This window comes from Pseudomonas sp. KBS0710 (assembly GCF_005938045.2).
Lineage (GTDB): Bacteria > Pseudomonadota > Gammaproteobacteria > Pseudomonadales > Pseudomonadaceae > Aquipseudomonas.
In genome coordinates this window covers 4810742-4837502 of record NZ_VCCF02000001.1, presented here as the reverse complement: position 1 = coordinate 4837502, position 26761 = coordinate 4810742, and the positions used below count along the sequence as shown (strand labels likewise).

Genomic DNA, 26761 nt, shown 5'->3' with positions numbered 1-26761 from the left:
AGTGGAAAACAGAACGGAGGGCATCCGTGTGTTAGATTGTCGGAACACTACCGCATTTCTACGGTCATAAGGCCGCGATTGTGGGGGTTGGTGCACAGAAAGTCGGCCAATTTAGCACATTGGCGCCTTGCCCAAAATCCCTGTCGTTGTTAGAGTTTGCCGCACTTTTTTACCCACGCGTTGCCTAGGGTCCTTTCCCCATGTTCAAGAAACTGCGTGGCATGTTTTCCAGCGATCTTTCCATTGACCTGGGCACTGCCAACACCCTTATTTACGTGCGCGAGCGCGGTATCGTTCTGAATGAGCCATCGGTTGTGGCCATTCGGACCCATGGTAATCAGAAAAGTGTCGTTGCCGTCGGCACCGAGGCCAAGCGCATGCTCGGCCGTACACCAGGCAATATTGCTGCCATTCGTCCGATGAAAGACGGCGTGATCGCCGACTTCAGCGTCTGCGAAAAGATGCTGCAGTACTTCATCAACAAAGTTCACGAAAACAGTTTTCTGCAGCCCAGCCCACGTGTGCTGATCTGCGTTCCGTGCAAGTCCACCCAGGTGGAGCGTCGTGCCATCCGTGAATCGGCCCTTGGCGCCGGTGCTCGCGAAGTGTTCCTGATCGAAGAGCCTATGGCTGCCGCAATCGGCGCCGGCCTGCCGGTTGAGGAAGCGCGCGGTTCGATGGTGGTGGATATCGGTGGTGGTACTACCGAGATCGCCCTCATTTCCCTGAACGGTGTGGTGTATGCCGAATCCGTGCGTGTAGGCGGCGACCGTTTCGACGAAGCGATCATCACGTATGTGCGTCGTAACTACGGCAGCCTGATCGGCGAATCTACCGCTGAGCGCATCAAGCAGGAAATCGGCACCGCTTACCCGGGCGGCGAAGTTCGCGAAGTGGATGTTCGCGGTCGCAACCTGGCCGAAGGCGTTCCACGTGCCTTCACCCTGAACTCCAATGAAGTGCTGGAAGCTCTGCAAGAGTCCCTGGCCACCATCGTTCAGGCTGTGAAAAGCGCCCTGGAGCAATCGCCGCCGGAACTGGCTTCCGATATCGCCGAGCGTGGCCTGGTGCTGACCGGTGGTGGCGCCTTGCTGCGCGACCTCGACAAGCTGCTGGCCCAGGAAACCGGCCTGCCGGTGATCGTCGCCGAAGACCCGCTGACCTGCGTTGCCCGTGGCGGTGGTCGTGCACTGGAAATGATGGATAAACACACCATGGACCTGCTCTCCAGCGAATAAGATCGTTGGTTGCACCATGCTTCGCTCGCAGGCAGCACTTTGCAGTGCTGCCTGTTGGCGTTTATCTTCTTCAATCTGCATCCAGGCCGGTTTGATGCCGTATGAATAAAGAGAACATTTGCCTGGGAGGAGCGGCTTATTAAACCGCTTTTCGCCAAAGGCCCCTCATTGGGCGTGCGCTTATTGGTGCTGGTCGTGCTTTCGGTCGCGCTGATGGTGGTCGATGCCCGCTTTGCACTGCTCAAGCCCGTGCGCAGCCAGATGTCGCTGGTGTTGATGCAGACTTACTGGATCACCGACCTGCCGCAACGTCTCTACCAGGGCGTGGCCAGCCAATTCGGCAGCCGCACTGAACTGGTCGCCGAGAACGAAAAACTCAAAACTGAAAACCTGCTGTTGCAGGGGCGCATGCAAAAGCTCGCGGCCCTCACCGAGCAGAACGTTCGGCTGCGCGAGTTGCTCAACTCTTCGGCACTGGTCAACGAGAAGGTCGAAGTGGCCGAGTTGATCGGCATGGACCCAAACCCCTTTACCCACCGCATCATCATCAACAAAGGTGAGCGCGACGGTGTGGTGCTGGGCCAGCCAGTGCTCGATGCCCGTGGCCTGATGGGCCAGGTGGTGGAGCTTATGCCCTACACCTCGCGGGTATTGTTGCTGACGGACACCACCCATAGCATTCCGGTACAGGTTAACCGTAACGGTCTGCGCGCGATTGCCAGCGGCACCGGTAACCCGGAACGCCTGGAATTGCGGCATGTAGCCGATACCGCCGATATCAAGGAAGGCGACCTGCTGGTCAGCTCCGGTTTGGGCCAGCGCTTCCCGGCGGGTTACCCGGTGGCGACGGTCAAGGAAGTGATCCACGATTCCGGCCAGCCGTTCGCCATCGTTCGCGCCGTGCCAACCGCCGCCTTGAACCGCAGCCGCTACCTGTTGCTGGTATTCAGCGACAACCGCACCCCGGAAGAGCGCGCCAACGACGCCGCCCAAGCCCAGGAAGCGGAAGACAAGCAAAACGGCACAGCGCCGATCGTTCCTGCCACGGTGCCCAAGCCTGCATTTGTTGGGCCGCCGGCGCCGGTGGCAACTCCGGCAGCGCCGGTGGCGGCGCCCGTCAAACCGGCGGCCCACAACGCCCGCCCGGCTAAACCCGCCGCAGCCAAACCGCCTGCGTCAACGCCAGCCGCCACGCCAGCCGCTCGGCCAGCGACCGCAGCCCCGGCAACCACGCGGCAGAGGGAGGAATAATGGCCGGTACTCATTCGCGTAATGGCTGGATCGTCTGGCTGACCTTCGCCATCGGTTTGCTGCTCAGCGTTTCGCCACTGCCGCAATTCATGGAGATCCTGCGACCGCTCTGGCTGGCGTTGCTGCTGGCTTTCTGGTCGCTGACCCTGCCGCATAAAGTCGGGATGGTCACAGCGATGTGCCTGGGCTTGGCGGAAGACGTGCTCTATGGCACCTTGCTGGGTCAGAACGCATTGATCCTCACGCTGATTACCTTTTTGGTGCTGTCGTTGCAGCAGCGTTTGCGCATGTTCCCGATGTGGCAACAATGCCTGGTGATCCTGGTGATCTTCGGCCTGGCGCAGTTGGTACAGTTGTGGCTCAGTGCCTTGACCGGCAACCGCCAACCGACTTTGGCACTGGTGTTGCCGGCGTTGGTCAGCGCGCTGCTGTGGCCCTGGGTCAGTTTCGGTCTGCGTGGGTTACGTCGTCGCTATAAAATCAATTGAATGGATTGCGAGGCTCTGCCTGGTTATCGAACCCTACAGGGAGAGTCTGCAATGAATTCGCTTTACCTGGCCTCGGGCTCCCCGAGGCGGCGTGAACTGCTGACGCAGATCGGTGTGCCTTTCACCGTGGTCAGCGCCGCCATTGATGAAACCCCTCTTACCAATGAACCCGCCGTTGCCTACGTCGAGCGCCTTGCGCGCGGCAAGGCCACGGCGGGTTTTGCTGCGCTTGCTCACACCTCGGGCGCCTGTGTGCTGGGTGCCGATACGGCGGTGATCGTGGATGGCCAGATCCTGGGCAAGCCCGTGGACCAGGCCGATGCCCTGGCGATGCTGATGGCGCTCTCCGGCCGTGAGCATGAAGTGCTCACCGCGATAGCCCTTACCGACGGCCAGCGCTGCGAAACTCGATGTGTAAGCAGCCGTGTTCGTTTTCGCGGTATTTCTGTCGAGGAAGCTACAACCTACTGGCACAGTGGCGAACCTGCGGACAAGGCGGGCGGCTATGCTATCCAGGGCCTGGGTTCGGTGTTTGTCGCCGGGCTCAATGGCAGCTATTCCGCTGTGGTCGGCCTGCCGGTGTGCGAAACCGCGCAACTGCTCAGCCAATTCGGCATACCCTGTTGGCAACACCTTACCGCGCGCTGAAGGCCGTCTTCCAGCGCCCAGCCTTAAGCGATCGGTCACTATTGTGAAAACGCCTGAACGAGACCCAGCCATGAGTGAAGAGATTCTGATCAATATCACGCCGATGGAATCGCGCGTGGCGGTGGTAGAAAACGGTGTTCTGCAAGAAGTGCACGTCGAGCGCACCCAGAAGCGCGGGATCGTCGGCAATATCTATAAAGGCAAGGTGGTGCGTGTATTGCCGGGCATGCAGGCGGCATTCGTCGACATCGGCCTGGACCGCGCTGCGTTTATCCATGCCTCGGAAATCTCCCTGCGTGAAGGCCCGGCGGTGGAAAGCATCAGCGCCCTGGTGCACGAAGGGCAGAGCCTGGTGGTACAAGTCACCAAGGACCCCATCGGTTCCAAAGGCGCGCGGCTGACCACGCAACTGTCGATTCCGTCGCGCTATCTGGTGTACATGCCGCGCACCGCGCATGTGGGTATTTCCCTCAAGATCGAAGACGAAGCCGAGCGCGAGCGCCTGAAAAAGGTGGTCAGCGACTGCGTGGCGGCCGAAGGCATCAAGGAAGCCGGCGGGTTTATCCTGCGCACCGCCGCTGAAGGCGCCGGTGCTGACGAAATCCTCATGGACATCCGCTACCTGCGCAGGCTCTGGGACCAGATCGGCGCACAGATCAAAACCATTGGTGCGCCGAGCGTCATCTATGAAGACCTCGGCCTGGCGTTGCGTACCTTGCGTGACCTGGTCAGCCCGAAGATCGAGAAAATTCGCATCGACTCGCGGGAAACCTTCCAGCGCACTACGCAATTCGTGGCCGAGCTGATGCCGGAAATCGCCGACCGTTTGGAGCATTACCCTGGCGAGCGGCCGATTTTCGACCTGTATGGCGTCGAGGATGAAATCCAGAAGGCCCTGGAGCGCAAAGTGCCGCTCAAGTCCGGCGGCTATCTGGTGGTGGACCCGGCCGAAGCCATGACCACCATCGACGTCAACACCGGCGCGTTCGTGGGCCATCGCAATCTCGAAGAAACCATCTTCAAGACCAACCTCGAAGCGGCCACTGCCATTGCTCGCCAGCTGCGCCTGCGCAACCTGGGCGGCATCATCATTATCGACTTCATCGACATGGAAGATGAAGAGCACCAGCGCCAGGTACTGCGCACCCTGGAGAAACAGCTGGAGCGCGACCACGCCAAGACCAATATTATCGGGATCACCGAGCTTGGCCTGGTGCAAATGACCCGCAAACGTACCCGCGAAAGCCTTGAGCAAGTGCTGTGCGAGCCGTGCAGCAGTTGCCAGGGACGCGGCAAGCTGAAGACCCCGGAAACGGTTTGCTACGAGATTTTCCGCGAAATCTTACGGGAGGCACGTGCCTACCAGGCGGAAGGTTATAGAGTGCTTGCCAACCAGAAAGTGGTCGACCGATTGCTGGATGAAGAGTCCGGTAACGTCGCTGAGCTGGAGGGTTTTATCGGGCGCACCATTCGTTTCCAGGTCGAAACCATGTATTCCCAGGAACAATACGACGTGGTGCTGCTCTGATCCCCAATCGCTTTCTTTATTCGAGACCGGCAGGCATTGATCTGCCGTCCGCTAACTGCCTTGAGGGTCGCCTGACATGGAGCGTCTGACACGCTTTTTTGCCGCCTTGACCCGTTGGGGCCTGGGCCTGTGCGCCTTGCTGCTGGTATTGGCGGCGGTGTACGTGAGCCTGGGTCGTGAGTTGGTCCCACTGGTGGCGGAGTACCGCGCCGAAGTTGAAGCCAAGGCGCAAGCTGCGGTGGAGATGCCCCTGCACATCGGCAGCCTTGAAGGGCGCTGGAGCGGTTTCGCGCCTATATTGATGGCCCACGACGTGATGGTCGGCGAGGGCAACAGCGCTCTGCGCCTGGATCAGGTTGAAGTGGTGCCGGATGTCTGGGCCAGCCTGATGGCCCGCGAAGTGCGTATCGCCCACCTCGAAGTCAGCGGCCTGCAGTTGAGTGTCAAGGAAGACCAGGACGGCCACTGGGCGCTGCAAGGTTTGCCGGTGCAGGACGACCAGCCGCTGGACCCACAGCAGTTGCTCACGCGCATGCAGATGGTCAAGCGCGTGTCGTTGCTCGACAGCCAGGTGACGTTGCAGCCGTTCGACCAGGCGCCGTTGACCCTGACCTACGTGGGACTGAGCCTGCATACCGGCAACACCCGCCAACGCCTGGATGCACGCCTCACCCTGCCGGACGGCCAGCCCCTGGCCCTGAGCCTGCGCAGCCGTATTCGCGCCAGTGCGTGGAAGGAGGGCGAAGTCGAAGCCTACCTGAGCCTGCCCCAAAGTGACTGGGCCAAATGGATTCCCGCCAGGCTGACCCAGCAATGGAAACTCTCTCAATTCAAAGCCGGTGGCGAGTTCTGGCTCAATTGGGGCAAGGGCACGATCCAAAGTGCCGTAGCGCGCCTTAACTCACCACAAGTGAAGGGCAGTTACGCCGACCGCAAACCTGTACATATCGAAAACCTCGCCCTCACCGCCTACCTGCAACGCAGTGACAGTGGCCTTAAGGTGTTGTTCGATTCGCTGGCGATGAACATCGGCGATACTCGCTGGGAATCACACCTGCAACTGCAACAAAGCCTGGCGACCGATAAAGACCAGGAAACCTGGAAGCTTCAGGCTGACCGTCTTGACCTGACCCCTATTACCCCGTTGCTGAATGCCTTGGCGCCATTGCCGGAAGGTTTTGCCAAAACCATCGAGCACCTGAAGGCCACGGGCGTGATGCGCAATGTGTTGGTGGATTTTCGTCCGCAGGACACCACCGACAAGAAAGTCAGCTTCGCCGCCAACCTTGAGCGCATCGGTTTTGACGCGTACTTCGGTGCGCCAGCCGCACGTAACGTATCCGGGAGCATCAGTGGCGATTTAGGCCAAGGCGAGTTGCGTATGGACAGCAAGGATTTTTCCCTGCACCTGTACCCGATCTTCGCCAAGCCCTGGCAGTACATCCAGGCCAACGCACGCCTGACGTGGAAGCTGGATAAAGAAGGCTTCACCCTGATTGCTCCGTACATCAAGGTGCTGGGCGAAGAGGGCAAAGTGGCTGCCGACTTCTTGATTCGCCTGCATTTTGACCATGCCCAGGAAGACTACATGGACCTGCGGGTCGGTATGGTCGATGGCGATGGCCGTTTCACGCCCAAGTATTTGCCCGCTGTGTTGAGCCCGTCCCTGGATGAATGGTTGCGCACCGCAATTCTCAAGGGCGCAGTGGACCAAGGGTTCTTCCAGTACCAGGGTTCGCTCAACCATGACGCGCTGCCCGCCGCGCGCAACATCAGCTTGTTCTTCAAGGTGCATGACGCCGAACTGGCCTTCCAGCCGGGTTGGCCGCATGTGAGCAAGGTCAATGGCGAAGTTTTTGTCGAGGAGAGCGGCGTGCGCATCCTGGCCAGCAAGGGCCAGTTGCTCGACACCAAGGTCAAGGACGTCTACGTCAATATTCCCCACGCTCCGGCCGGTAAAGACAGCCACTTGTTGATAACCGGTGGGTTTGCGGGCGGACTGGGCGATGGTTTGAAGATCCTTCAGGACGCGCCGATAGGCACGGGCTCGACCTTTGCCGGTTGGAAGGGTGACGGCGACCTGCAAGGCAATCTGGACCTGGACATTCCGCTGGTCAAAGGCACCGAGCCCAAGATCGTGGTGGACTTCAAGACCGATAAAGCCCGTCTGCAATTGGCGGAGCCGACCTTGGACCTGACACAGCTCAAGGGTGATTTCCGCTTCGACAGCGGCAAGGGCTTGAGCGGCCAGAACATCTCGGCCCAGGCATTCGATCGGCCGATCACCGCGCAAATTGTTGCCGATGGCAAGCCGGGCAACATCAGTACCCGTGTCACCGCCAAGGGCCAGGTTACGGTCAAGCGTCTAACCGATTGGTTAAAAATCAGCCAGCCGTTGCCGGTGTCCGGTGATATTCCGTACCAGCTGCAGCTCACACTGGACGGCGCCGACAGCCAACTGATGGTCAGCTCCACTATGAAAGGCGTGGCGGTAGACCTGCCGGCGCCCTTCGGCATGCCCGTCAGCCAGGGCCGTGACAGCGTGTTCCGCATGACCTTGCAGGGCCCCGAGCGGCGTTACTGGTTCGATTATGGCGAGTTGGCGAGCTTCACCTTTGCCTCGCCGCCGGACAAATTCAATGACGGGCGCGGGGAGTTGTTCCTTGGCGATGGCGATGCCGTGTTGCCGGCGGCCAAAGGGTTGCGCATTCGGGGTGTGTTGTCGGAACTGGACATTGACCCGTGGAAAAAACTGGCCAACCGCTACGCCGGTAACGACCCAGGCGGCAGCGCCAAGCAATTGCTCAGTGGCGCCGACTTCAAAGTGGGCAAGCTGACCGGGTTTGGCACCCAGCTTGATCAGGCCAACCTGCAGCTGGATCGCAAACCTGCTGCCTGGGGCTTGCAGCTCGACAGCCAGCAGGTCAAAGGTGCGGTAAACCTGCCGGACGCCAAGGGCGCGCCGATTGCGATCAACCTGCAATACGTGAAACTACCGGCGGTGGACCCGACCGTGCAGGCCGACGAAAACGCACCGGACCCGTTGGCGGATATCGACCCCAAGGACATCCCCGCGTTGGATATCGCGATCAATCAGCTGTTCCAGGGCCCCGATCTGGTGGGCGCCTGGTCGCTGAAGATCCGCCCGACAGCCAAAGGCCTGGCCTTCAACAACCTCAACCTCGGCCTCAAGGGCATGCAGCTTAATGGCGCCGGTGGTTGGGAAGGCGCGCCGGGGGCCAGCAGCAGCTGGTACAAGGGCCGCCTGGACGGCAAGAACATCGCCGATGTGCTCAAGGGCTGGGGCTTTGCGCCGACAGTGACCAGCGAAGACTTCCACCTGGATGTGGATGGTCGGTGGCCGGGTTCGCCGGCGTGGGTTGGCCCCAAGCGTTTCTCCGGCAGCCTGGATGCATCATTCCGCAAAGGCCAGTTTGTCGAAGTGGAAGGTGGCGCCCAGGCCCTGCGGGTGTTCGGTTTGCTCAACTTCAATTCCATCGGTCGCCGGTTGCGCCTGGACTTCTCGGACCTGCTCGGCAAAGGTTTGAGTTATGACCGGGTCAAAGGCTTGCTGGCCGCCAGTGATGGGGTATTCGTGACCCGTGAGCCCATCACCATGACCGGCCCGTCCACCAACCTGGAGCTCAATGGCACCCTGGACCTGGTGGCTGACCGTGTCGACGCCAAGCTGCTGGTCACGTTGCCGGTCACCAACAACCTGCCGATTGCCGCGCTGATTGTCGGCGCGCCCGCCATTGGCGGCGCGTTGTTCCTGATCGACAAGCTGATCGGTGACCGTGTTTCGCGCTTCGCCAGCGTGCAATACAAGGTGCAAGGCCCGTGGAAGGATCCAAAAATCACCTTCGACAAGCCATTTGAAAAGCCAAACTGAGAGCCTGTGGAGTAGCATGGCCGCATGCCTATTACGGAGTGTCGGCCCATGTCCTTTGCGGTAATTCAAATGGTCAGCCAGAGCGATGTGCTTGCCAACCTGGCCCAGGCCCGGCGCTTGCTGGAGCAAGCGGCAGCGGGCGGGGCGAAGCTTGCGGTACTGCCGGAGAACTTCGCTGCCATGGGCCGCCGCGACGTGGCCGATATCGGTCGTGCTGAAGCCTTGGGCGAAGGCCCGATCCTGCCATGGTTGAAACAGACCGCCCGCGACCTCACCTTATGGATAGTGGCCGGCACTTTGCCGTTGCCGCCCCAGGACCAACCGCACGCCAAGTCCAACGCTTGCTCGCTATTGATCGATGATCAGGGCGAAATCGTCGCCCGTTACGATAAATTGCACCTGTTTGATGTCGATGTTGCAGATGCCAGAGGTCGTTATCGTGAATCCGACGACTATGCTTTCGGCAGCAATGTGGTGGTGGCGGACACGCCGGTGGGGCGCCTGGGCCTGACGGTGTGCTACGACCTGCGGTTCCCCGAGCTGTACAGCGAACTGCGTGCAGCGGGGGCGGAGTTGATTACCGCACCTTCGGCTTTTACGGCGGTGACCGGCGCTGCACATTGGGATGTACTGATTCGGGCACGGGCCATCGAAACCCAGTGCTATTTATTGGCCGCCGCTCAAGGCGGTATCCACCCGGGGCCACGTGAAACCTTTGGCCATGCAGCCATCGTCGACCCTTGGGGGCGTGTGCTGACACAGCAGGATCAAGGCGAAGCGGTGTTGTTGGCCGAACGCGATAGCAGTGAACAGGCGTCGATACGGGCGCGCATGCCGGTGGTCAATCATCGGCGCTTTTTCTCGCAGGGCGCGCAGCGGCCTGCTTCAGAACGATGAATTTAAGGCCAAACCTATGAGCGAGTTGTTGTCCTCAGTCAGTGAACACCTCCTGGCACCCGGTGGCGTGACCATCGAAAGTTTGCAAACCGTGCTCGGTGATCTGGCCGGGCCGGGCATCGACGCGGCCGACCTGTATTTCCAGGGCCAGATTTCCGAGTCGTGGGCCCTCGAAGACGGCATCGTCAAGGAAGGCAGTTTCAACCTTGACCAAGGCGTGGGCGTACGCGCGCAATCCGGTGAAAAGACCGGTTTCGCCTACAGCAACGCCATTACCCTTGAGGCCTTGGGCCTGGCGGCGCGTGCGGCGCGCTCGATTTCCCGCGCAGGGCAAAACGGCACCGTGCAGGCTTTCAGCACTCAGGACGTGGCCCAGTTATACGCGCCGGATAACCCGCTGGAAGTGATCAGCCGCGCGGAAAAGGTCGATTTGCTCAAGCGTATCGACGCCGCCACGCGTGCACTCGACCCGCGTATTCAGCAAGTGACGGTGAGTATGGCCGGCGTGTGGGAACGCATTCTGGTGGCGTCTACGGACGGCGGGCTGGCGGCGGATGTACGGCCGCTGGTGCGTTTTAATGTGAGCGTCATTGTTGAACAGAACGGTCGCCGCGAGCGCGGGGGCCATGGCGGTGGCGGGCGTACCGACTACCGTTATTTCCTCACTGACGACCGCGCCATGGGTTATGCACGTGAAGCGCTGCGTCAGGCGCTGGTCAACCTGGAAGCCATTCCGGCGCCGGCCGGTACCTTGCCGGTGGTGTTGGGCTCGGGCTGGTCCGGCGTGCTGCTGCACGAAGCCGTTGGCCATGGCCTGGAAGGTGACTTCAACCGCAAAGGCAGTTCGGCCTACAGCGGGCGCATGGGCGAAATGGTTGCGTCCAAGCTCTGCACCATCGTCGATGACGGTACCCTGGCCGGCCGACGTGGCTCGCTGAGTGTCGACGACGAAGGCACGCCGACCGAATGCACCACGCTGATTGAAAACGGCGTGCTCAAGGGCTACATGCAAGACAAGCTCAACGCCCGCCTGATGGGTGTGGCACGTACCGGCAACGGCCGTCGCGAATCGTACGCGCACCTGCCGATGCCGCGCATGACCAACACCTACATGCTCGGTGGCGAAAGCGACCCCGCAGAAATCATCGCTTCGGTAAAACGCGGGATCTACTGCGCCAACCTCGGCGGCGGCCAGGTCGATATCACCAGTGGCAAGTTTGTGTTCTCCACCAGCGAAGCGTATCTGATCGAAGACGGCAAGATTACCGCGCCGGTCAAAGGGGCGACGTTGATTGGCAATGGGCCGGAAGCCATGAGCAAGGTGTCGATGGTCGGTAATGACCTGTCGCTGGACAGCGGCGTGGGCACTTGCGGTAAGGATGGGCAGTCGGTGCCGGTCGGCGTCGGTCAGCCAACCTTGAAAATCGATGCGATCACCGTGGGTGGCACGGGGTCGTAATGGCCGGAGCTTCGGGTGGCGAAGACCGCCACCCGGGGAAGAGGATCAACGCAGGCCGCGTTGAGTCTCGTCCAGCTCACGGATGTATTTGAAGATTTTACGGCTGGTGGCCGGCGCCTTGTTATGCGCCTGCTCGTGCTGGGCCTGACGGATCAGGGAGCGCAGTTGCTGGCGGTCCGCGTCCGGGTAGTCCAGCACGAATTTCTCCAGCACCGCGTCATCGCCCGAGATCAGGCGGTCACGCCAGCGCTCCAGGTTATGGAAGCGTTCGTTGTACTGGCGAGTGGAGGCATCGGTTTGATCGAGCAAGGCCAGAATGGCATCAGTGTCCTGATCGCGCATCAGCTTGCCGATAAACATGATGTGCCGTTTACGCGCGATATTCGCGGTGTGCTTGGGAGCATCCGCAAGCGCCCGGCGCATTTCGTCGGTCAGTGGCAATTTGGCAATCAAGTCTTTCTTGAGCGTTGTAAGGCGCTCGCCGAGGTCAACCAGCGCATGCAGCTCGCGTTTGACCTGGGTTTTGCTTTTCTCCCCATCGAGGGAGTCGTCGTAAGAATCAACCATGGTGGCAGTCCGCAAAGAAACGCCGCCATGATAACCAGTCGGGGGCCGCTTGTCCGGCCCGGTCGCTCGATGGCCTTAACCGAAAGCAGAATTTGAGTGGAGAAAACCATGAGTGCAGCCCAAAGCGTCGGTCCGCAAGCATTACCGGCACTGCAGGAACAAGTCGAGCAGATCCTTGCCGAGGCCAAGCGCCAGGGGGCCAGCGCCTGTGAAGTAGCCGTGTCGCTGGAACAGGGGTTGTCGACGTCGGTGCGCCAGCGTGAAGTGGAAACCGTCGAATTCAACCGCGACCAGGGTTTTGGCATCACGTTGTATGCCGGGCAGCGCAAAGGCTCGGCCAGTACCTCCGCCAGTGGGCCGGAAGCCATTCGTGAAACCGTCGCGGCGGCGCTGGCGATTGCCAAGCACACCTCTGAGGATGAAAGCTCGGGCCTGGCCGACAAAGCGCTGATGGCCAAGGACTTGAAGGACTTCGATCTGTTCCATGCCTGGGACATCACACCGGAGCAGGCGATCGAAAAGGCACTGATCTGCGAAGCAGCGGCGTTCGATGCCGATGCCCGCATCAAGAACGCTGATGGCACCACGTTGAGTACGCATCAGGGCTGCCGTGTCTACGGCAACAGCCAAGGTTTTATCGGTGGTTATGCCTCCACTCGCCATAGCTTGAGCTGCGTGATGATCGCCGAAGCCAATGGCCAGATGCAGCGCGATTACTGGTACGACGTGAGCCGCCAGGGCGAATTGCTGGCCGATCCGGTCAGCATTGGCCAGCGCGCGGCGCAACGTGCAGCCAGCCGGCTGGGCGCGCGCCCGGTGCCTACGTGCGAAGTCCCGGTGCTGTTTTCGGCTGAGCTGGCCGGTGGGTTGTTCGGCAGTTTCCTGGGCGCGATTTCCGGCGGCAACCTGTACCGAAAATCTTCGTTCCTTGAAGGCGCGATTGGCCAGAAGCTGTTTCCTGAATGGCTGACCATCGATGAGCGCCCGCACCTGATGCGTGCCATGGGCAGTTCCGCATTCGACGGTGATGGCCTGGCCACCTATGCCAAACCGTTCGTCGAGAAGGGCGAATTGGTGTCCTACGTACTGGGCACTTACGCCGGTCGCAAACTCGGCCTGCCAAGCACGGCGAACGCCGGTGGCGTGCACAACCTGTTCGTCACCCATGGCGACGAAGACCAGGCGGCGCTGTTGCGTCGTATGGGCCGCGGCCTTTTGGTCACCGAGCTGATGGGCAGTGGCCTGAATATGGTCACCGGTGATTACTCACGCGGTGCGGCGGGTTTTTGGGTCGAAAATGGCGAGATTCAGTTCGCCGTCCAGGAAGTGACCATCGCCGGCAACATGCGCGATATGTTCAAGCAGATCGTCGCAGTGGGTAATGACCTGGAACTGCGCAGCAATATTCGCACCGGCTCGGTGCTGATTGAGCGGATGACCGTCGCCGGCAGTTAACGGCGCCGGGCTCCATAAAAAGGCACGCCATCCTCGAGATGGCGTGCCTTTTTTTGTGGCTGCGATTTACCACTCTTGTTTTGATTCTCAATATCATTTAATAATAAATATCATTACCGAGTGAGCGTGGATCATGAGTTCTGTCCTGCATGAGGATCCGTACCTGGAAAGTTGGCGTTGGATGAGTCGTCAGATTCGCTGCGGCCTTGATCCCAATGAACCGCGCCTGATCGAGCATTACCTCAACGAAGGGCGATACCTGGCGTGCTGCACCGCAACACATCCGTGGACGATCGCCGAAACGTCATTCCGCCTTTTGATCGACACCGCCAGCGACATCGCCTTGCCCTGGCACTGGCGATCCATGTGCCTGGACCAGGCCTGGCGCCCACTGCGCGACCTGGAAAAACTTTCCCACTGTGCCTGCCGCCTCAAGCGTTGGCAGACCTTTGCCTGGCAATTGGCGACCTGCGAATTGCTGCCTTCCCTTTCTGTTTCTGACCTGGTGCAAGGATCTAACGATGAGTAACACCCGTATCGAACGCGACAGCATGGGCGAGCTGCAAGTGCCTGGCGACGCCTTGTATGGCGCGCAGACCCAGCGCGCGGTGAACAATTTTCCGATCAGTCATCAACGCATGCCTGCGCAGTTCATTCGCGCCCTGATTCTGGCCAAGGCCGCCGCTGCCAAGGTCAACGTCGACCTCAAGCAAATCAGCGAAGGGCAGGGCAAAGCCATCGTCGATGCAGCCCAAGGCTTGCTCGAAGGCGATTTCATGCCGCACTTCCCGGTGGATATTTTCCAGACCGGCTCCGGCACCAGCTCGAACATGAATGCCAACGAAGTGATTGCGACACTGGCCAGCCGTTTGCTGGGCGAGCCGGTCAACCCCAATGACCACGTGAACTGCGGCCAAAGCAGCAACGACATCATTCCGACCACCATCCACGTCAGCGCGGCGTTGGTGCTGCATGAGCAAACGCTGCCGGCCTTGCTGCATTTGGTGCAGGTCATCGAGCAAAAGGCCGAAGAGGTCCACCCGTTCATCAAGACCGGCCGCACGCACCTGATGGACGCCATGCCGGTGCGCATGAGCCAGGTGCTGAATGGTTGGGCACAACAGCTCAAGGCCAATATCGGCCACTTGCAGGATTTGCTGCCGAGCTTGCAGGCGTTGGCACAGGGTGGCACGGCGGTTGGCACCGGGATCAATGCACACCCGGAATTTGCTGCGCGTTTCAGTCAGCAACTGAGCAGCCTGACCGGTGTGAAATTCACCCCGGGCAAAAACCTGTTCGCGCTGATCGGCTCCCAAGACACCGCCGTTGCCGTTTCCGGTCAGTTAAAAGCCACCGCAGTGTCGCTGATGAAAATCGCCAACGACCTGCGCTGGATGAACTCCGGCCCGCTCGCAGGCTTGGGTGAGATCGAACTGGAAGGCTTGCAGCCAGGCTCCTCGATCATGCCGGGCAAGGTCAACCCAGTGATTCCGGAAGCTACCGCCATGGTGGCCGCCCAGGTCATCGGCAATGACACGGTGATCACGGTCGCAGGGCAGTCCGGCAACTTCGAGCTGAACGTGATGTTGCCAATCATCGCCCAGAACCTGCTCAGCAGCCTCGAGTTGCTGGCCAATTCCAGTCGCCTGTTGGCCGACAAGGCCATCGCCAGCTTCAAGGTCAACGAAGCCAAGCTTAAGGAAGCGCTGTCGCGCAACCCGATCCTGGTCACCGCACTCAACCCGATCATTGGTTACCAAAAGGCCGCTGAAATCGCCAAGAAGGCCTATCAGCAAGGCCGCCCGGTGATCGATGTCGCCCTCGAGCACACCGACTTGTCACGTAGCCAACTGGAGATCCTGCTGGACCCGGAAAAGCTCACGGCCGGCGGCGTGTAATCACCGACCCTGCTTTGGAGGCTCACCATGGAGCACTGGAAACGCACGATCGAACGGGCCAATCGCTGCTTTATGGCGGGCGAGTTGGTCGACGCTCGTGAGGCCTATTTGCAAGCCCTGGCCCTGGCGCAAGTGTTATTCGAGCGTTGGGCGGATGCCGACGAAGCAGTGGCGGCTTGCGTCATTTCCCATCACAACCTGGCGGACCTGCACCTGCGCCTGAACCAGCCGGAGGAAAGCGCGGAATACCTGTGCGCCATTCACCAACGGCTGTTGCAGACCATGCAGGACCCGCGCCTGAGCCCGCCATTGCGCGAGGCGGCGCTGCGCCAGAGCAGCAAGACCTATGTCGAACTGTTGAATTTCATCAGCGATCACGGCGAATACCCGCGTACCCATCGCCTGCTGGGCGGTACTGCGGCGCAACCGATCACTCCACACTACGGAGCACATTGATATGACTTACACCTTGCCTGCCTTGCCTTACGCCTACGACGCCCTGGAGCCGCATATCGATGCGCAAACCATGGAGATTCACTACACCAAGCATCACCAGACTTACATCAACAACCTGAATGCTGCGGTCGAAGGCACGGAGTTTGCGGGCTGGCCGGTAGAGAAGCTGGTGTCCAGCGTGCAGCAATTGCCGGAAAAACTGCGTGCTGCGGTGATTAACCAAGGCGGTGGTCACGCTAACCACTCGCTGTTTTGGGCGGTGATGTCGCCCAAAGGCGGCGGCAAGCCTGAAGGCGCACTGGGCAATGCCATCGACGAGCAATTGGGCGGCTTCGACAGTTTCAAAGAGGCCTTCACCAAGGCCGCCTTGACCCGCTTCGGCAGCGGCTGGGCCTGGCTGAGCGTGACCCCGCAGAGGACGCTGGTAGTGGAAAGCAGTGGCAACCAGGACAGCCCCTTGATGAGCGGCAACACGCCAATCCTCGGCCTGGACGTGTGGGAGCACGCCTATTACCTGCTGTATCAGAACCGTCGCCCGGAATACATCAACGCCTTTTATAGCGTGATCAACTGGCCGGAAGTCGCCGCACGCTACCAGGCCGCCCTGGCCTGATATTCAACCTATAACAAGATCTAAGGCCGACTATGGGCACTGAAACACTGGCGATCAGCAGCGGGCGAATGTTTCGTTATGCGTTTGGCTCGCTGTTGCTGTTGGCAGGAACTGCATTGCTGGTGGCCCACGGGCTGGCCTGGCTGAACCTTGAACCACGGATCCTGCGCGCCTTGCAGGGCGGCGCTATCTGCGCGCTCGGCACGGCACTGGGCGCGGTGCCCGTGCTGGTCATACGCCGCATGCCGGTAGCGCTGAGCGATACCTTACTGGGCTTTGGTGCCGGAGTAATGCTGGCAGCAACTGCGTTTTCGCTGATCGTGCCTGGTATTGCGGCCGCTGAGGGCCTTGGGCTCTCACCTTGGGGTGCCAGTGGCTTGATCAGCTTCGGCATCATGCTCGGCGCGTTCGGGTTGTATCTGGTTGACCGCAAGGTTTCCGGCGCGAGCCCGGAAATGCTGGTGGGCACGCCGGATAAACCGGTTATTCCGCCGCGTATCTGGCTGTTTGTGTTCGCCATCATTGCCCACAACATTCCGGAAGGCATGGCGGTGGGCGTTTCCGCCGGAGGCGGCATGCCGGACGCCGACAGCCTGGCCATGGGCATTGCCTTGCAGGATGTGCCGGAAGGTTTGGTGATTGCACTGGTGCTGGCTGGGGCGGGCATGTCGCGGGTCAAGGCGTTCTTGATCGGCGCCGCGTCAGGCTTGGTCGAGCCGGTGTTTGCCGTGCTGTGTGCGTGGCTGGTGAGCCTGGCTGAGGTTCTATTGCCGCTGGGGCTTGCGCTGGCGGCGGGGGCGATGTTGCTGGTGGTGACTCACGAAGTGATCCCGGAATCACGCCGCAACGGTCACGAAAAGCTTGCCAGCCTGGGTCTGTGCATCGGGTTTTGCTTGATGATGGTGATGGATACTGCATTAGGGTGAGGCCATTGCAGCCTCACACCTGTCTCAAAGGGTGGGTTTACTCACCCTCGTCAAAGTAGTTATTGATCAACTTGACCAGGGCGTCCATCGCTTCCTGCTCTTGTTCGCCTTCGGTCTTCAAGTGAATCTTGGTGCCCTTGCCCGCAGCCAGCATCATCATGGCCATGATGCTTTTGCCGTCGACCATCGACTCTGGCGTGCGCCCCGCGCGGATCTGGCAGGGGAACTGTCCGGCAACACCAACGAATTTAGCGGAGGCGCGGGCGTGCAGGCCCAGCTTGTTGATGATTTCAATTTCCAGAGCGGGCATCGCGGGGGTGTTCCTTTCAGCTAAGGTCGCGGTGGCGAACCTGGACGTTCTTGAGGGTTTGTTGCAGCACCTGGCCCAGGCGTTCGGTCAGGTAGACGGAGCGATGGTGGCCGCCGGTGCAGCCGATGGCAATGGTGACATAAGCCCGATTACTTGCGGCAAAGCGCGGTAACCATTTGAGCAGGTAGCTGGAGATATCCTGGAACATTTCCTCGACATCCGGTTGCGCAGCCAGATACTCGACCACCGGTTGGTCCAAGCCAGACTGATCGCGCAGTTCAGGTTTCCAGTAAGGGTTGGGCAGGCAGCGCACGTCGAACACCAGGTCGGCATCCACCGGCATCCCACGCTTGAACCCGAACGACTCAACCAGAAAGGCCGTGCCGGGTTCCGGCTGGTTCAGCAGGCGCAGCTTGATCGCATCGCGCAATTGATACAGGTTCAAGCCGGTGGTGTTGATCTTGAGGTCAGCGAGGTCAATGATCGGCCCCAGCAGCGTGGTCTCGTCCTCGATGGCTTCGGCCAGAGAGCGATGCGGACTGCTGAGGGGGTGACGTCGACGGGTTTCGGAGAAGCGCTTGAGCAGCGTCTCCTCGTCGGCATCCAGGTACAGCACGTCGCAATGAATATGCTTGGCGCGAACTTCCTCAAGCAGCTGCGGGAAGCGCTCAAGGTGGCTGGGCAGGTTGCGGGCGTCTATCGAGACGGCCACCAGTGGCTGCGCCAGTTCAGTGTGGATCAGGGCGCGTTCGGCCAATTCCGGCAGCAGGCCCGCCGGCAGGTTGTCGATGCAATAGAAGCCGTTGTCCTCAAGGACGTTGAGGGCGGTGCTTTTACCCGAGCCGGAGCGGCCGCTGACGATGATCAAACGCATGATTACTGCCTGTTTTGCTCATCGAGTACAACCTTGTAAAGCGCCTCGTTACTGCTGGCGCTGCGCAGTTTGTCGCGTACGTCCTTGCGGTCAAGCATGCTGGCGATTTGCCGAAGCAGTTCCAGGTGCGCATCGGTGGCGGCTTCCGGGACCAGCAGAACGAACAGCAGGTCAACCGGGGCGCCGTCGATGGCGTCGAAATCAATAGGGGCGTCCAGGTGCAGCAGGGCACTTACTGGAGACTTACAGCCTTGCAGGCGGCAGTGAGGAATCGCGATGCCGTTGCCAAAGCCGGTAGAACCAAGCTTTTCACGGGCGATCAGAGCCTCGTAGACAGCTTGCGTATCCAGTCCGGGCACTTCGCGGCCGATCAGGTTGGCAATTTGTTCGAGGGCGCGCTTTTTACTGCCGCCCGGCACGTTCACAAGAGAACGGCCGGGGGTCAGGATGGTTTCAAGTTGGATCATGGGGGAGAGTTAACGACCTGTACCTTGCATCAGGTGCAGATTCTTTTCCTTATGCTTTAAGAGTTGGCGGTCAAGCTTGTCGGTGAGCAAGTCGATCGATGCATACATGTCTTCATGCTCGGCCTTGGCCTGCACTTCACCACCTGGAATCTGGAGGGTCGCTTCAATTTTCTGCTGAAGCTTGTCGACCTTCATGATGACCTCCGCGTTGGTGATCTTGTCAAAATGGCCCTCAAGCTTCTTCAGCTTCTGCACGACATAGTCGCGAAGTGGTGGGGTGACTTCCACATGTTGTCCACTGATGTTGACTTGCATACAGCTTCTCCTTCGTTGCCAGTGCATAAAGCGGTGGGTAGGAATACCCACCACTGGAACGCTATGGCCCGCCCGTCACATCAAACGCTTACGCTCGCTGGAAGGCGCGATCCCGAGGGACTCGCGGTACTTGGCGACGGTTCGACGGGCGACCTGAATGCCTTGTGCCTCCAGTAAACCAGCGATCTTACTGTCACTCAATGGCTTTTTCTGATTTTCCGCCGCAACCAGTTTTTTGATGATCGCGCGGATCGCCGTGGACGAGCATTCACCGCCTTCGGAGGTGCTGACGTGGCTGGAGAAAAAGTATTTCAGCTCATAAATACCCCGTGGGGTATGCATGAATTTCTGTGTGGTCACGCGGGAAATCGTCGATTCATGCATGCCTACCGCTTCGGCGATGTCATGCAGAACCAGTGGTTTCATCGCCTCATCGCCATATTCCAGGAAGCCGCGCTGGTGCTCGACGATCTGGGTGGCCACTTTCATCAGGGTTTCGTTGCGGCTTTGCAGGCTCTTGATGAACCAGCGCGCTTCCTGCAATTGGTTACGCATGAAGGTGTTGTCGGCGCTGGTGTCGGCGCGGCGCACAAAGCCTGCGTATTGCGGGTTGACCCGCAGGCGTGGCACCGACTCCTGGTTCAACTCCACCAGCCAGCGCTCGTTATCTTTGCGCACGATCACGTCCGGAACGACATATTCGGCTTCGCTGGACTCGATCTGCGAGCCCGGACGCGGGTTGAGGCTCTGCACCAGCTCGATGACTTGGCGCAGGTCGTCTTCCTTGAGCTTCATGCGGCGCATCAACTGGCTGTAGTCGCGGCTGCCCAGCAGGTCGATGTAGTCGGTGACCAGGCGCTGGGCCTCGGCGAGCCAAGGGGTCTTGGCCGGCAGCTGGCGCAGTTGCAGCAACAGGCATTCGCTCAAGGTACGAGCGCCAATGCCGGCAGGCTCGAACTGTTGGATGCGATGCAGGACGGCTTCGATTTCGTCCAGCTCGATGTCCAGTTCCGGGTCGAAGGCTTCCAGAATTTCGTCGAGCGTCTCGTCCAGGTAGCCCTGATTGTTGATGCAGTCGATCAGGGTTACGGCGATCAGGCGATCGGTGTCGGACATCGGCGCCAGGTTCAGTTGCCACAGCAAATGGCTCTGCAGGCTCTCACCGGCGGACGTGCGGGTGGTGAAGTCCCACTCGTCATCGTCATTGCTGGGCAGGCTGCTGGCGCTGGTCTGGTAGACGTCTTCCCAGGCGGTGTCGACAGGAAGCTCGTTGGGGATGCGTTCGTTCCATTCGCCTTCCTCAAGGTTATCCACCGTAGGGGCGGTTTCCTGATAGGAGGGTTCCTGCACGTCGGCGTTGGGTTTTTGCTCGATGTTATCGGCCAGCGGGTCTGCATTATCGAAGTCGTCGCCTTCTTCCTGGCGTTCGAGCATCGGATTGGACTCCAGGGCCTCCTGGATTTCCTGTTGCAGGTCCAGGGTCGACAATTGGAGCAGGCGGATGGCCTGTTGCAGCTGCGGTGTCATCGTCAGCTGCTGGCCCATTCTCAGGACTAGCGATGGTTTCATGGCAGGGGCTTAACACCTTATTCGCCGGCGCAATGCGCCATCCACGACAGGGCGCGTGAGCGCCAAACATAAGCAAATTATATGCCTGATATCAGGGGCTTTGCCTAGAGCGCGGTAACAATAAAAAAACTGAGGTTTTTATTGACTTGCGCGCGCCCCGGGCAATGGCCTGATACCACCGTGTTTACAGGCGGAACTCGTGACCCAGGTACACTTCCTTCACCAGTTCATTGGCCAGGATAGTCGCGGAGTCACCTTCTGCAATCAGTTGCCCATCATTGACGATATAGGCGGTCTCGCAGATATCGAGGGTCTCACGCACGTTGTGGTCGGTGATCAGTACACCGATACCCTTGGCCTTGAGGTGATGGATGATCTGCTTGATATCGCCGACCGAGATCGGGTCGACACCGGCAAAAGGTTCGTCCAGCAGGATGAACTTCGGCGCGGTGGCCAGGGCGCGGGCGATTTCCACACGGCGACGCTCACCACCGGACAAGCTCATGCCGAGGTTGTCGCGAATGTGGTTGATATGGAACTCCTGCAACAGGCTTTCCAGCTCTTTGCGACGGCCATCACGGTCGAGTTCCTTGCGGGTCTCGAGGATCGCCATGATGTTGTCCGACACCGACAGTTTGCGGAAGATCGACGCTTCCTGGGGCAGATAGCCGATACCTGCGCGCGCACGACCGTGCATCGGCTGGTGGCTTACGTCCAGGTCGTCAATCAATACACGGCCCTGATCCGCCTGGACCAGGCCAACAATCATATAGAAGCAGGTGGTCTTGCCGGCGCCGTTGGGGCCGAGCAAGCCGACGATCTGGCCGCTGTCGATCGACAGGCTGACGTCGCGTACGACCTGACGGCTTTTATAAGCTTTGGCCAGATGCTGGGCTTTCAGGGTTGCCATTAGTTCGTCTTCTTCGCAGCGGGTTTCGGCGCAGGGGCGGCAGCGTCTTTCTGCTTCGGCTGGATAACCATGTCGATGCGCGGCTTCGGCGTGCCGATTTTTGTACCATTGGCGCGACCGGCGGTAGCGATCTGCTTGACGGTGTCGTAGGTGATTTTTTCACCTTCGGTGGTGTTGCCGTCGGTGCTGACAACCCGTGCCTGGTCAATCAGGATAATGCGGTTCTGCTGGGCGTGATACTGGATGGTCCTGCCGTAGCCTTTCATCGGTGCTGGGTCAGCAGCCGCCTGCTTCTGTTCGAAGTAAGCCAGGTTGCCCACCGAAGTCACCACGTCGATGTCGCCAGCCGCGGTGCGAGTCAGGGTTACCGTGTTGCCGGTAATCTTCATCGAGCCCTGGGTGATGATCACGCCACCGGTATAGGTCGCGACGCCTTGTTTGTCATCCAGCTGCGCATCGTCAGCCGAAATATGGATCGGTTGCTGGCTATCGTTCGGCAGAGCCCAGGCGCTCACGCTTCCCAGTGCTGCGCCCAGACCGAGCAAAATAGGGAGGGTTTTAACGAGCCTCATACTGTCCTCTTACGTTCGATAGCAGGTGTATCCTGCTTTCTTTCAAATACGCTTTCATTCCCTTGCCAGTCGATACACCGCCAGCGCCGTCAATTCTAACGTCTTGCTCGGTCTGCGCATATTGCTGTTGTGGGAAAACGGTCATGCGACTGCTGGTGATGATGGTGTCACGCTTCTGTTCATCGGTGCGCGCGACGCGTACCGAGTCGATCAATTCAACCTGGGTGCCGTCTGCGTTGACCTCGCCACGTTTGCTGGTGACGTGCCACGGAAAGTCGGTGCCACGGAACAGGTTCAGGTCCGGGTTGGTCAGCAGGCTGACGTCGGAGGCCTTGACGTGCTCCACCTTGTCGGAGGTCATCTCGTACTGGACCTTGCCGTCAGGCATGAACTGCACCGTATAGGCATTGGTGGCGAAATTGTCGATCAGCCCCTCGTCCACCTGCGCAACAGGCTTGTCGAGAAAGCGCTCCGGGCTGATATTCCAGTAGCCCACCGCCAGGAACAGCGCGGCGATGACCCCGAATAACAGGAAGTTGCGAATCTTTTTGCTCAGCATAAAACGCTCTATAAGTAGGCGGCGTGGGCCGCTTCAAGACTGCCCTGGGCACGCAGGATCAATTCGCAGAACTCGCGGGCCGCGCCTTCACCGCCACGTGCGACAGTAATGCCATGGGCGTGTTCACGCACAAATGCCGCTGCATTGGCGACGGCCATGCCCAGGCCCACTCGGCGAATGACCGGCAGGTCAGGCAGATCATCACCCAGATAGGCGACCTGCTCATAGCTTAGGTTGAGTTGGCCAAGAAGCTCGTCCAGAACCACCAGTTTATCCTCACGGCCTTGATACAGGTGAGGAATCCCCAGGTTTTGTGCGCGGCGTTCCACAACCGGTGTCTTTCGACCACTGATAATTGCCGTTTGCACACCGGCGGCCATCAACATTTTGATGCCCTGGCCGTCGAGCGTGTTGAATGTCTTGAATTCGCTGCCGTCTTCGAGGAAGTACAGGCGGCCATCGGTAAGCACGCCGTCGACGTCAAAAATCGCCAGTTTGATGTTTTTACCGCGTTGCAGCAGGTCGCCGGTCATTTACATCACTCCCGCACGCAGCAAGTCGTGCATGTTCAGGGCGCCGATCGGGCGGTCGTCACTATTGACCACCACCAGCGCGCCAATCTTATGGTCTTCCATGATCTTCAGCGCTTCGGCTGCAAGCATCTCGGGGCGGGCGGTCTTGCCGTGGGGCGTCATCACCGCATCGATGGTCGCGGTGTGGATATCGATGGTGCGGTCCAGGGTGCGGCGCAGGTCGCCGTCGGTGAAGACTCCGGCCAGGCGCCCGTCGGCTTCCAGGATCGCGGTCATGCCCAGGCCCTTGCGGGTCATTTCCATCAGTGCATCTTTGAGCAAAGTGCCGCGTTGTACGTGGGGCAGCTCATCGCCCGAGTGCATGACGTTTTCCACTTTGAGCAGCAGGCGACGACCCAGCGCACCGCCCGGGTGCGAAAACGCGAAGTCTTCAGCGGTAAAGCCACGGGCTTCCAGCAACGCCACGGCCAGGGCGTCGCCCATGACCAGGGCGGCGGTGGTGGAGGAGGTTGGTGCCAGGTTAAGCGGGCAGGCTTCGTGGGCCACATGCACGTTCAAATTGACTTCGGCAGCCTTGGCCAGCGTGGATTCCGGGTTGCCGGTGAGGCTGATCATCTTGATGCCCAGGCGCTTGATCAAGGGCAGCAAGGTCACGATTTCGTTGGTGGTGCCGGAGTTCGACAGCGCCAGGATAATGTCATCCTTGGTGATCATGCCCATGTCACCGTGGCTGGCTTCGGCCGGGTGCACGAAAAACGCCGTGGTCCCGGTGCTGGCCAGGGTGGCGGCGATCTTGTTGCCAACGTGGCCGGATTTACCCATGCCGACCACCACAACGCGGCCCGTGCTGGCCAGAATCATCTCGCAGGCGCGTACGAAATCTGCGTCGATATGGGCCAGTAAACCTTCTACGGCTTCAAGCTCGAGGCGGATGGTGCGTTGTGCGGATTGAATAAGGTCGCTGGATTGGCTCATGTCTGAAATCGTATAGCCTGACGAAAAGTCGGCGATTATAGCGGTAATGATCAAATCCCTCACGCTAGTTATTCAGCAGGTGCCTGGGATTGATGCTCAGCCAGGTGTTTTCCCTGTCCCGAATCTGAACAAGGGCTGTTCCGGCCTTGGGGGCTCTGTACCAGCAGTGATATAGTTCGCCGCCAGTTCGGTCGGCCCAACCCATGCCGCTAACTTTTGTGCATCTGTTGCAAACGAAAGTCGCAAGCATGGTGTCTGAGTGAAAGGCTGCATCCCAAGGAGATTAGATGAGTGCCGATAACGCCTACGCGGTCGAGCTGAAGGGTCTTACCTTCAAGCGCGGTTCGCGCAGCATCTTCAATAACGTCGATATTCGCATTCCCCGCGGCAAAGTCACGGGCATCATGGGGCCTTCCGGTTGCGGCAAGACCACTCTGTTGCGCCTGATGGGCATGCAATTGCGGCCCAGCGCCGGCGAAGTGTGGGTCAACGGCCAGAACCTGCCGACGCTGTCGCGCAGCGATCTGTTCGATGCGCGCAAGCATATGGGCGTGTTGTTCCAGAGCGGTGCCCTGTTTACCGACCTCGACGTTTTCGAAAACGTAGCGTTTCCGCTGCGGGTGCATACCCAGCTGTCCGATGAAATGATTCGTGACATTGTGCTGCTCAAATTGCAGGCCGTGGGCCTGCGCGGCGCCATCGACCTCATGCCTGACGAGTTGTCCGGCGGCATGAAGCGTCGTGTTGCGCTGGCGCGGGCCATTGCCCTCGATCCGCAGATCCTCATGTATGACGAGCCGTTCGTAGGCCAGGACCCGATCGCCATGGGCGTGCTGGTGCGCCTGATCCGGCTGCTCAACGATGCGTTGGGGATCACCAGCATCGTGGTTTCCCACGACCTGGCCGAAACCGCGAGCATTGCTGACTACCTATATGTTGTCGGCGATGGCCAGGTGCTGGGGCAGGGTACGCCTGAAGAGCTGATGAACGCTGATAACCCGCGCATTCGCCAATTCATGAACGGCGATCCCGATGGCCCGGTGCCTTTTCATTTTCCGGCAGCGGACTACCGCTCAGATCTTCTGGGGAAGCGCTGATGCGCAAGACATCTTTACTCGAGAAGGTTCGCCTTTTCGGCCGCTCAGGCATCGACTTGGTCGAGGTCCTGGGGCGTTCGACGATTTTCCTGTTTCACGCGCTGCTCGGGCGTGGCGGCATTGGCGGCGGGTTTGGTCTGTTGTTGAGACAGCTGCATTCGGTGGGCGTGATGTCCCTGGTCATCATCGTGGTGTCCGGGATATTCATTGGCATGGTGCTGGCGTTGCAGGGGTTCAATATCCTCTCCAGCTACGGTTCGGAGCAGGCGGTAGGGCAGATGGTTGCCTTGACGCTGCTGCGTGAACTGGGGCCGGTGGTCACCGCCTTGCTGTTCGCCGGGCGTGCGGGTTCTGCATTGACCGCCGAAATCGGCAACATGAAGTCCACCGAGCAGCTGTCCAGTCTGGAAATGATCGGCGTGGACCCGCTCAAATATATTGTTGCCCCGCGCCTGTGGGCCGGCTTCATATCCCTGCCGCTGCTGGCGATGATTTTCAGCGTGGTGGGCATCTGGGGTGGTTCGTGGGTGGCGGTTGACTGGTTGGGCGTCTATGACGGCTCGTACTGGGGCAACATGCAAAACAGCGTGACCTTCAGTGGCGACGTGCTCAATGGCATCATCAAAAGCATCGTTTTCGCCTTTGTAGTGACCTGGATCGCCGTATTCCAAGGCTATGACTGTGAGCCCACTTCAGAAGGGATCAGTCGCGCCACCACCAAGACCGTTGTGTACGCCTCGCTGGCGGTACTGGGCCTTGACTTCATTTTGACCGCCTTGATGTTTGGAGATTTCTGATGCAAAACCGCACTGTGGAAATCGGTGTCGGCCTTTTCTTGCTGGCTGGCATCCTGGCTTTACTGTTGCTGGCCCTGCGGGTCAGTGGCCTTTCGGCCAGCCCCACCGCCGATACATATAAACTTTACGCCTACTTCGACAATATCGCCGGTTTGACGGTCAGAGCTAAAGTGACCATGGCCGGTGTAACCATCGGCAAGGTCACGGCAATCGATCTGGATCGCGACAGCTTCACTGGCCGGGTGACCATGCAAGTCGACAAGAAGGTAGATAATCTGCCGACTGACTCCACTGCATCTATCCTCACTGCTGGGCTGCTGGGCGAGAAGTACATCGGCGTCAGCGTGGGTGGGGAAACAGCCCTGCTCAAGGATGGTTCGACAATCCACGACACACAGTCGTCGTTGGTGCTTGAAGACTTGATCGGTAAATTCCTGCTCAATACGGTCAATAAAGACGCCAAATGA

Annotated in this window: 28 protein-coding genes; 17 read left to right on the top strand and 11 right to left on the bottom strand. The window is 59.7% G+C overall.

The features are described 5' to 3' along the window. Window positions 1–200: 200 nt before the first annotated feature. From mreB to tldD, 8 genes are all read left to right on the top strand, one after another. Window positions 201–1238 (top strand): rod shape-determining protein MreB, encoded by a 1038-nt coding sequence (gene mreB, locus FFI16_RS22175; protein ID WP_002555108.1) that lies wholly within the window; start codon window positions 201–203, stop codon window positions 1236–1238. 138 nt (window positions 1239–1376) lie between these two features. After that, window positions 1377–2489 (top strand): rod shape-determining protein MreC, encoded by a 1113-nt coding sequence (mreC, locus tag FFI16_RS22170; RefSeq protein ID WP_138816841.1) that lies wholly within the window; start codon window positions 1377–1379, stop codon window positions 2487–2489. Next, window positions 2489–2977 carry a rod shape-determining protein MreD gene (gene mreD / locus FFI16_RS22165; RefSeq protein WP_017138250.1) on the top strand — a complete coding sequence of 163 codons (489 nt, stop codon included), beginning with the start codon at window positions 2489–2491 and terminating at the stop codon, window positions 2975–2977. The genes mreC and mreD overlap by 1 nt, the downstream gene beginning before the upstream one ends. A gap of 51 nt (window positions 2978–3028) precedes the next feature. After that, a complete protein-coding gene (locus FFI16_RS22160; protein WP_138816840.1) occupies window positions 3029–3625 on the top strand; it encodes a nucleoside triphosphate pyrophosphatase in 597 nt (198 codons plus the stop codon). 70 nt (window positions 3626–3695) lie between these two features. Next, window positions 3696–5153 (top strand): ribonuclease G, encoded by a 1458-nt coding sequence (rng, locus tag FFI16_RS22155; RefSeq protein WP_010213134.1) that lies wholly within the window; start codon window positions 3696–3698, stop codon window positions 5151–5153. Between the two features lie 76 nt (window positions 5154–5229). Further along, the gene (locus FFI16_RS22150; protein WP_138816839.1) at window positions 5230–9045 is read left to right on the top strand and encodes a YhdP family protein; all 3816 of its coding nucleotides are present in this window, start codon (window positions 5230–5232) and stop codon (window positions 9043–9045) included. A gap of 48 nt (window positions 9046–9093) precedes the next feature. Next, window positions 9094–9942: a carbon-nitrogen hydrolase family protein gene (locus tag FFI16_RS22145; RefSeq protein ID WP_138816838.1), complete on the top strand. Its 849-nt coding sequence runs from the start codon at window positions 9094–9096 to the stop codon at window positions 9940–9942. Window positions 9943–9958: 16 nt separating this feature from the next. After that, on the top strand, window positions 9959–11401 hold the full coding sequence (tldD, locus tag FFI16_RS22140; protein ID WP_056859033.1) for a metalloprotease TldD: 1443 nt from the start codon (window positions 9959–9961) through the stop codon (window positions 11399–11401). Window positions 11402–11446: 45 nt separating this feature from the next. On the opposite strand, the gene yjgA is transcribed toward tldD, so the two are convergent. Next, the gene (gene yjgA, locus FFI16_RS22135; RefSeq protein WP_017138246.1) at window positions 11447–11968 is read right to left on the bottom strand and encodes a ribosome biogenesis factor YjgA; all 522 of its coding nucleotides are present in this window, start codon (window positions 11966–11968) and stop codon (window positions 11447–11449) included. A 108-nt stretch (window positions 11969–12076) separates the two neighbouring features. Between yjgA and pmbA the strand changes: the two genes are divergently transcribed. The 6 genes from pmbA (at window position 12077) to FFI16_RS22105 (ending at window position 17316) form a co-directional block, all read left to right on the top strand. After that, window positions 12077–13423 (top strand): metalloprotease PmbA, encoded by a 1347-nt coding sequence (gene pmbA / locus FFI16_RS22130; protein ID WP_138816837.1) that lies wholly within the window; start codon window positions 12077–12079, stop codon window positions 13421–13423. A 133-nt stretch (window positions 13424–13556) separates the two neighbouring features. After that, window positions 13557–13952: a FagA protein gene (locus FFI16_RS22125; RefSeq protein WP_138816836.1), complete on the top strand. Its 396-nt coding sequence runs from the start codon at window positions 13557–13559 to the stop codon at window positions 13950–13952. After that, a complete protein-coding gene (locus tag FFI16_RS22120) occupies window positions 13945–15321 on the top strand; it encodes an aspartate ammonia-lyase (protein WP_138816835.1) in 1377 nt (458 codons plus the stop codon). The genes FFI16_RS22125 and FFI16_RS22120 overlap by 8 nt, the downstream gene beginning before the upstream one ends. Before the next feature lie 27 nt (window positions 15322–15348). Then, window positions 15349–15777, top strand: a complete 429-nt coding sequence (locus FFI16_RS22115; protein WP_138816834.1) for a hypothetical protein — start codon at window positions 15349–15351, stop codon at window positions 15775–15777. A 1-nt stretch (window position 15778) separates the two neighbouring features. Further along, window positions 15779–16390: a superoxide dismutase gene (locus FFI16_RS22110; RefSeq protein WP_138816833.1), complete on the top strand. Its 612-nt coding sequence runs from the start codon at window positions 15779–15781 to the stop codon at window positions 16388–16390. A gap of 32 nt (window positions 16391–16422) precedes the next feature. Continuing rightward, a complete protein-coding gene (locus FFI16_RS22105; protein ID WP_065930277.1) occupies window positions 16423–17316 on the top strand; it encodes a ZIP family metal transporter in 894 nt (297 codons plus the stop codon). 37 nt (window positions 17317–17353) lie between these two features. Here the strand turns inward: FFI16_RS22105 and FFI16_RS22100 are convergent, their stop codons facing one another. The 10 genes from FFI16_RS22100 to FFI16_RS22055 all read right to left on the bottom strand — a co-directional run bounded on the left by FFI16_RS22100 (window position 17354) and on the right by FFI16_RS22055 (window position 24400). Continuing rightward, window positions 17354–17626: an HPr family phosphocarrier protein gene (locus tag FFI16_RS22100; RefSeq protein ID WP_017138240.1), complete on the bottom strand. Its 273-nt coding sequence runs from the start codon at window positions 17624–17626 to the stop codon at window positions 17354–17356. A 16-nt stretch (window positions 17627–17642) separates the two neighbouring features. Then, window positions 17643–18500, bottom strand: a complete 858-nt coding sequence (gene rapZ, locus FFI16_RS22095; RefSeq protein WP_065930279.1) for an RNase adapter RapZ — start codon at window positions 18498–18500, stop codon at window positions 17643–17645. Between the two features lie 2 nt (window positions 18501–18502). After that, window positions 18503–18967, bottom strand: coding sequence for a PTS IIA-like nitrogen regulatory protein PtsN (ptsN, locus tag FFI16_RS22090; protein ID WP_138816832.1), 465 nt, complete (start codon window positions 18965–18967; stop codon window positions 18503–18505). A 9-nt stretch (window positions 18968–18976) separates the two neighbouring features. After that, on the bottom strand, window positions 18977–19282 hold the full coding sequence (hpf, locus tag FFI16_RS22085; protein ID WP_056859024.1) for a ribosome hibernation-promoting factor, HPF/YfiA family: 306 nt from the start codon (window positions 19280–19282) through the stop codon (window positions 18977–18979). A 75-nt stretch (window positions 19283–19357) separates the two neighbouring features. Continuing rightward, window positions 19358–20851, bottom strand: a complete 1494-nt coding sequence (locus FFI16_RS22080) for an RNA polymerase factor sigma-54 (protein WP_138816831.1) — start codon at window positions 20849–20851, stop codon at window positions 19358–19360. A 184-nt stretch (window positions 20852–21035) separates the two neighbouring features. After that, window positions 21036–21761: an LPS export ABC transporter ATP-binding protein gene (gene lptB / locus FFI16_RS22075; RefSeq protein ID WP_016974288.1), complete on the bottom strand. Its 726-nt coding sequence runs from the start codon at window positions 21759–21761 to the stop codon at window positions 21036–21038. Continuing rightward, window positions 21761–22333: a lipopolysaccharide transport periplasmic protein LptA gene (lptA, locus tag FFI16_RS22070; protein ID WP_138816830.1), complete on the bottom strand. Its 573-nt coding sequence runs from the start codon at window positions 22331–22333 to the stop codon at window positions 21761–21763. The genes lptB and lptA overlap by 1 nt, the downstream gene beginning before the upstream one ends. After that, a complete protein-coding gene (gene lptC, locus FFI16_RS22065) occupies window positions 22320–22892 on the bottom strand; it encodes an LPS export ABC transporter periplasmic protein LptC (protein WP_056859022.1) in 573 nt (190 codons plus the stop codon). The genes lptA and lptC overlap by 14 nt, the downstream gene beginning before the upstream one ends. Before the next feature lie 8 nt (window positions 22893–22900). Beyond that, window positions 22901–23425, bottom strand: coding sequence for an HAD family hydrolase (locus FFI16_RS22060; RefSeq protein ID WP_138816829.1), 525 nt, complete (start codon window positions 23423–23425; stop codon window positions 22901–22903). Further along, window positions 23426–24400, bottom strand: a complete 975-nt coding sequence (locus FFI16_RS22055) for a KpsF/GutQ family sugar-phosphate isomerase (RefSeq protein ID WP_138816828.1) — start codon at window positions 24398–24400, stop codon at window positions 23426–23428. Window positions 24401–24687: 287 nt separating this feature from the next. Between FFI16_RS22055 and FFI16_RS22050 the strand changes: the two genes are divergently transcribed. From FFI16_RS22050 to mlaD, 3 genes are read left to right on the top strand one after another with little or no spacing between them, the layout of a single operon-like run. Further along, the gene (locus tag FFI16_RS22050; RefSeq protein ID WP_138816827.1) at window positions 24688–25497 is read left to right on the top strand and encodes an ATP-binding cassette domain-containing protein; all 810 of its coding nucleotides are present in this window, start codon (window positions 24688–24690) and stop codon (window positions 25495–25497) included. Next, complete coding sequence (mlaE, locus tag FFI16_RS22045) at window positions 25497–26294, top strand: lipid asymmetry maintenance ABC transporter permease subunit MlaE (protein ID WP_017138231.1); 798 nt, start codon at window positions 25497–25499, stop codon at window positions 26292–26294. Before FFI16_RS22050 ends, mlaE begins: the two co-directional genes overlap by 1 nt. Continuing rightward, window positions 26294–26761, top strand: a complete 468-nt coding sequence (gene mlaD, locus FFI16_RS22040; protein ID WP_005784855.1) for an outer membrane lipid asymmetry maintenance protein MlaD — start codon at window positions 26294–26296, stop codon at window positions 26759–26761. Before mlaE ends, mlaD begins: the two co-directional genes overlap by 1 nt.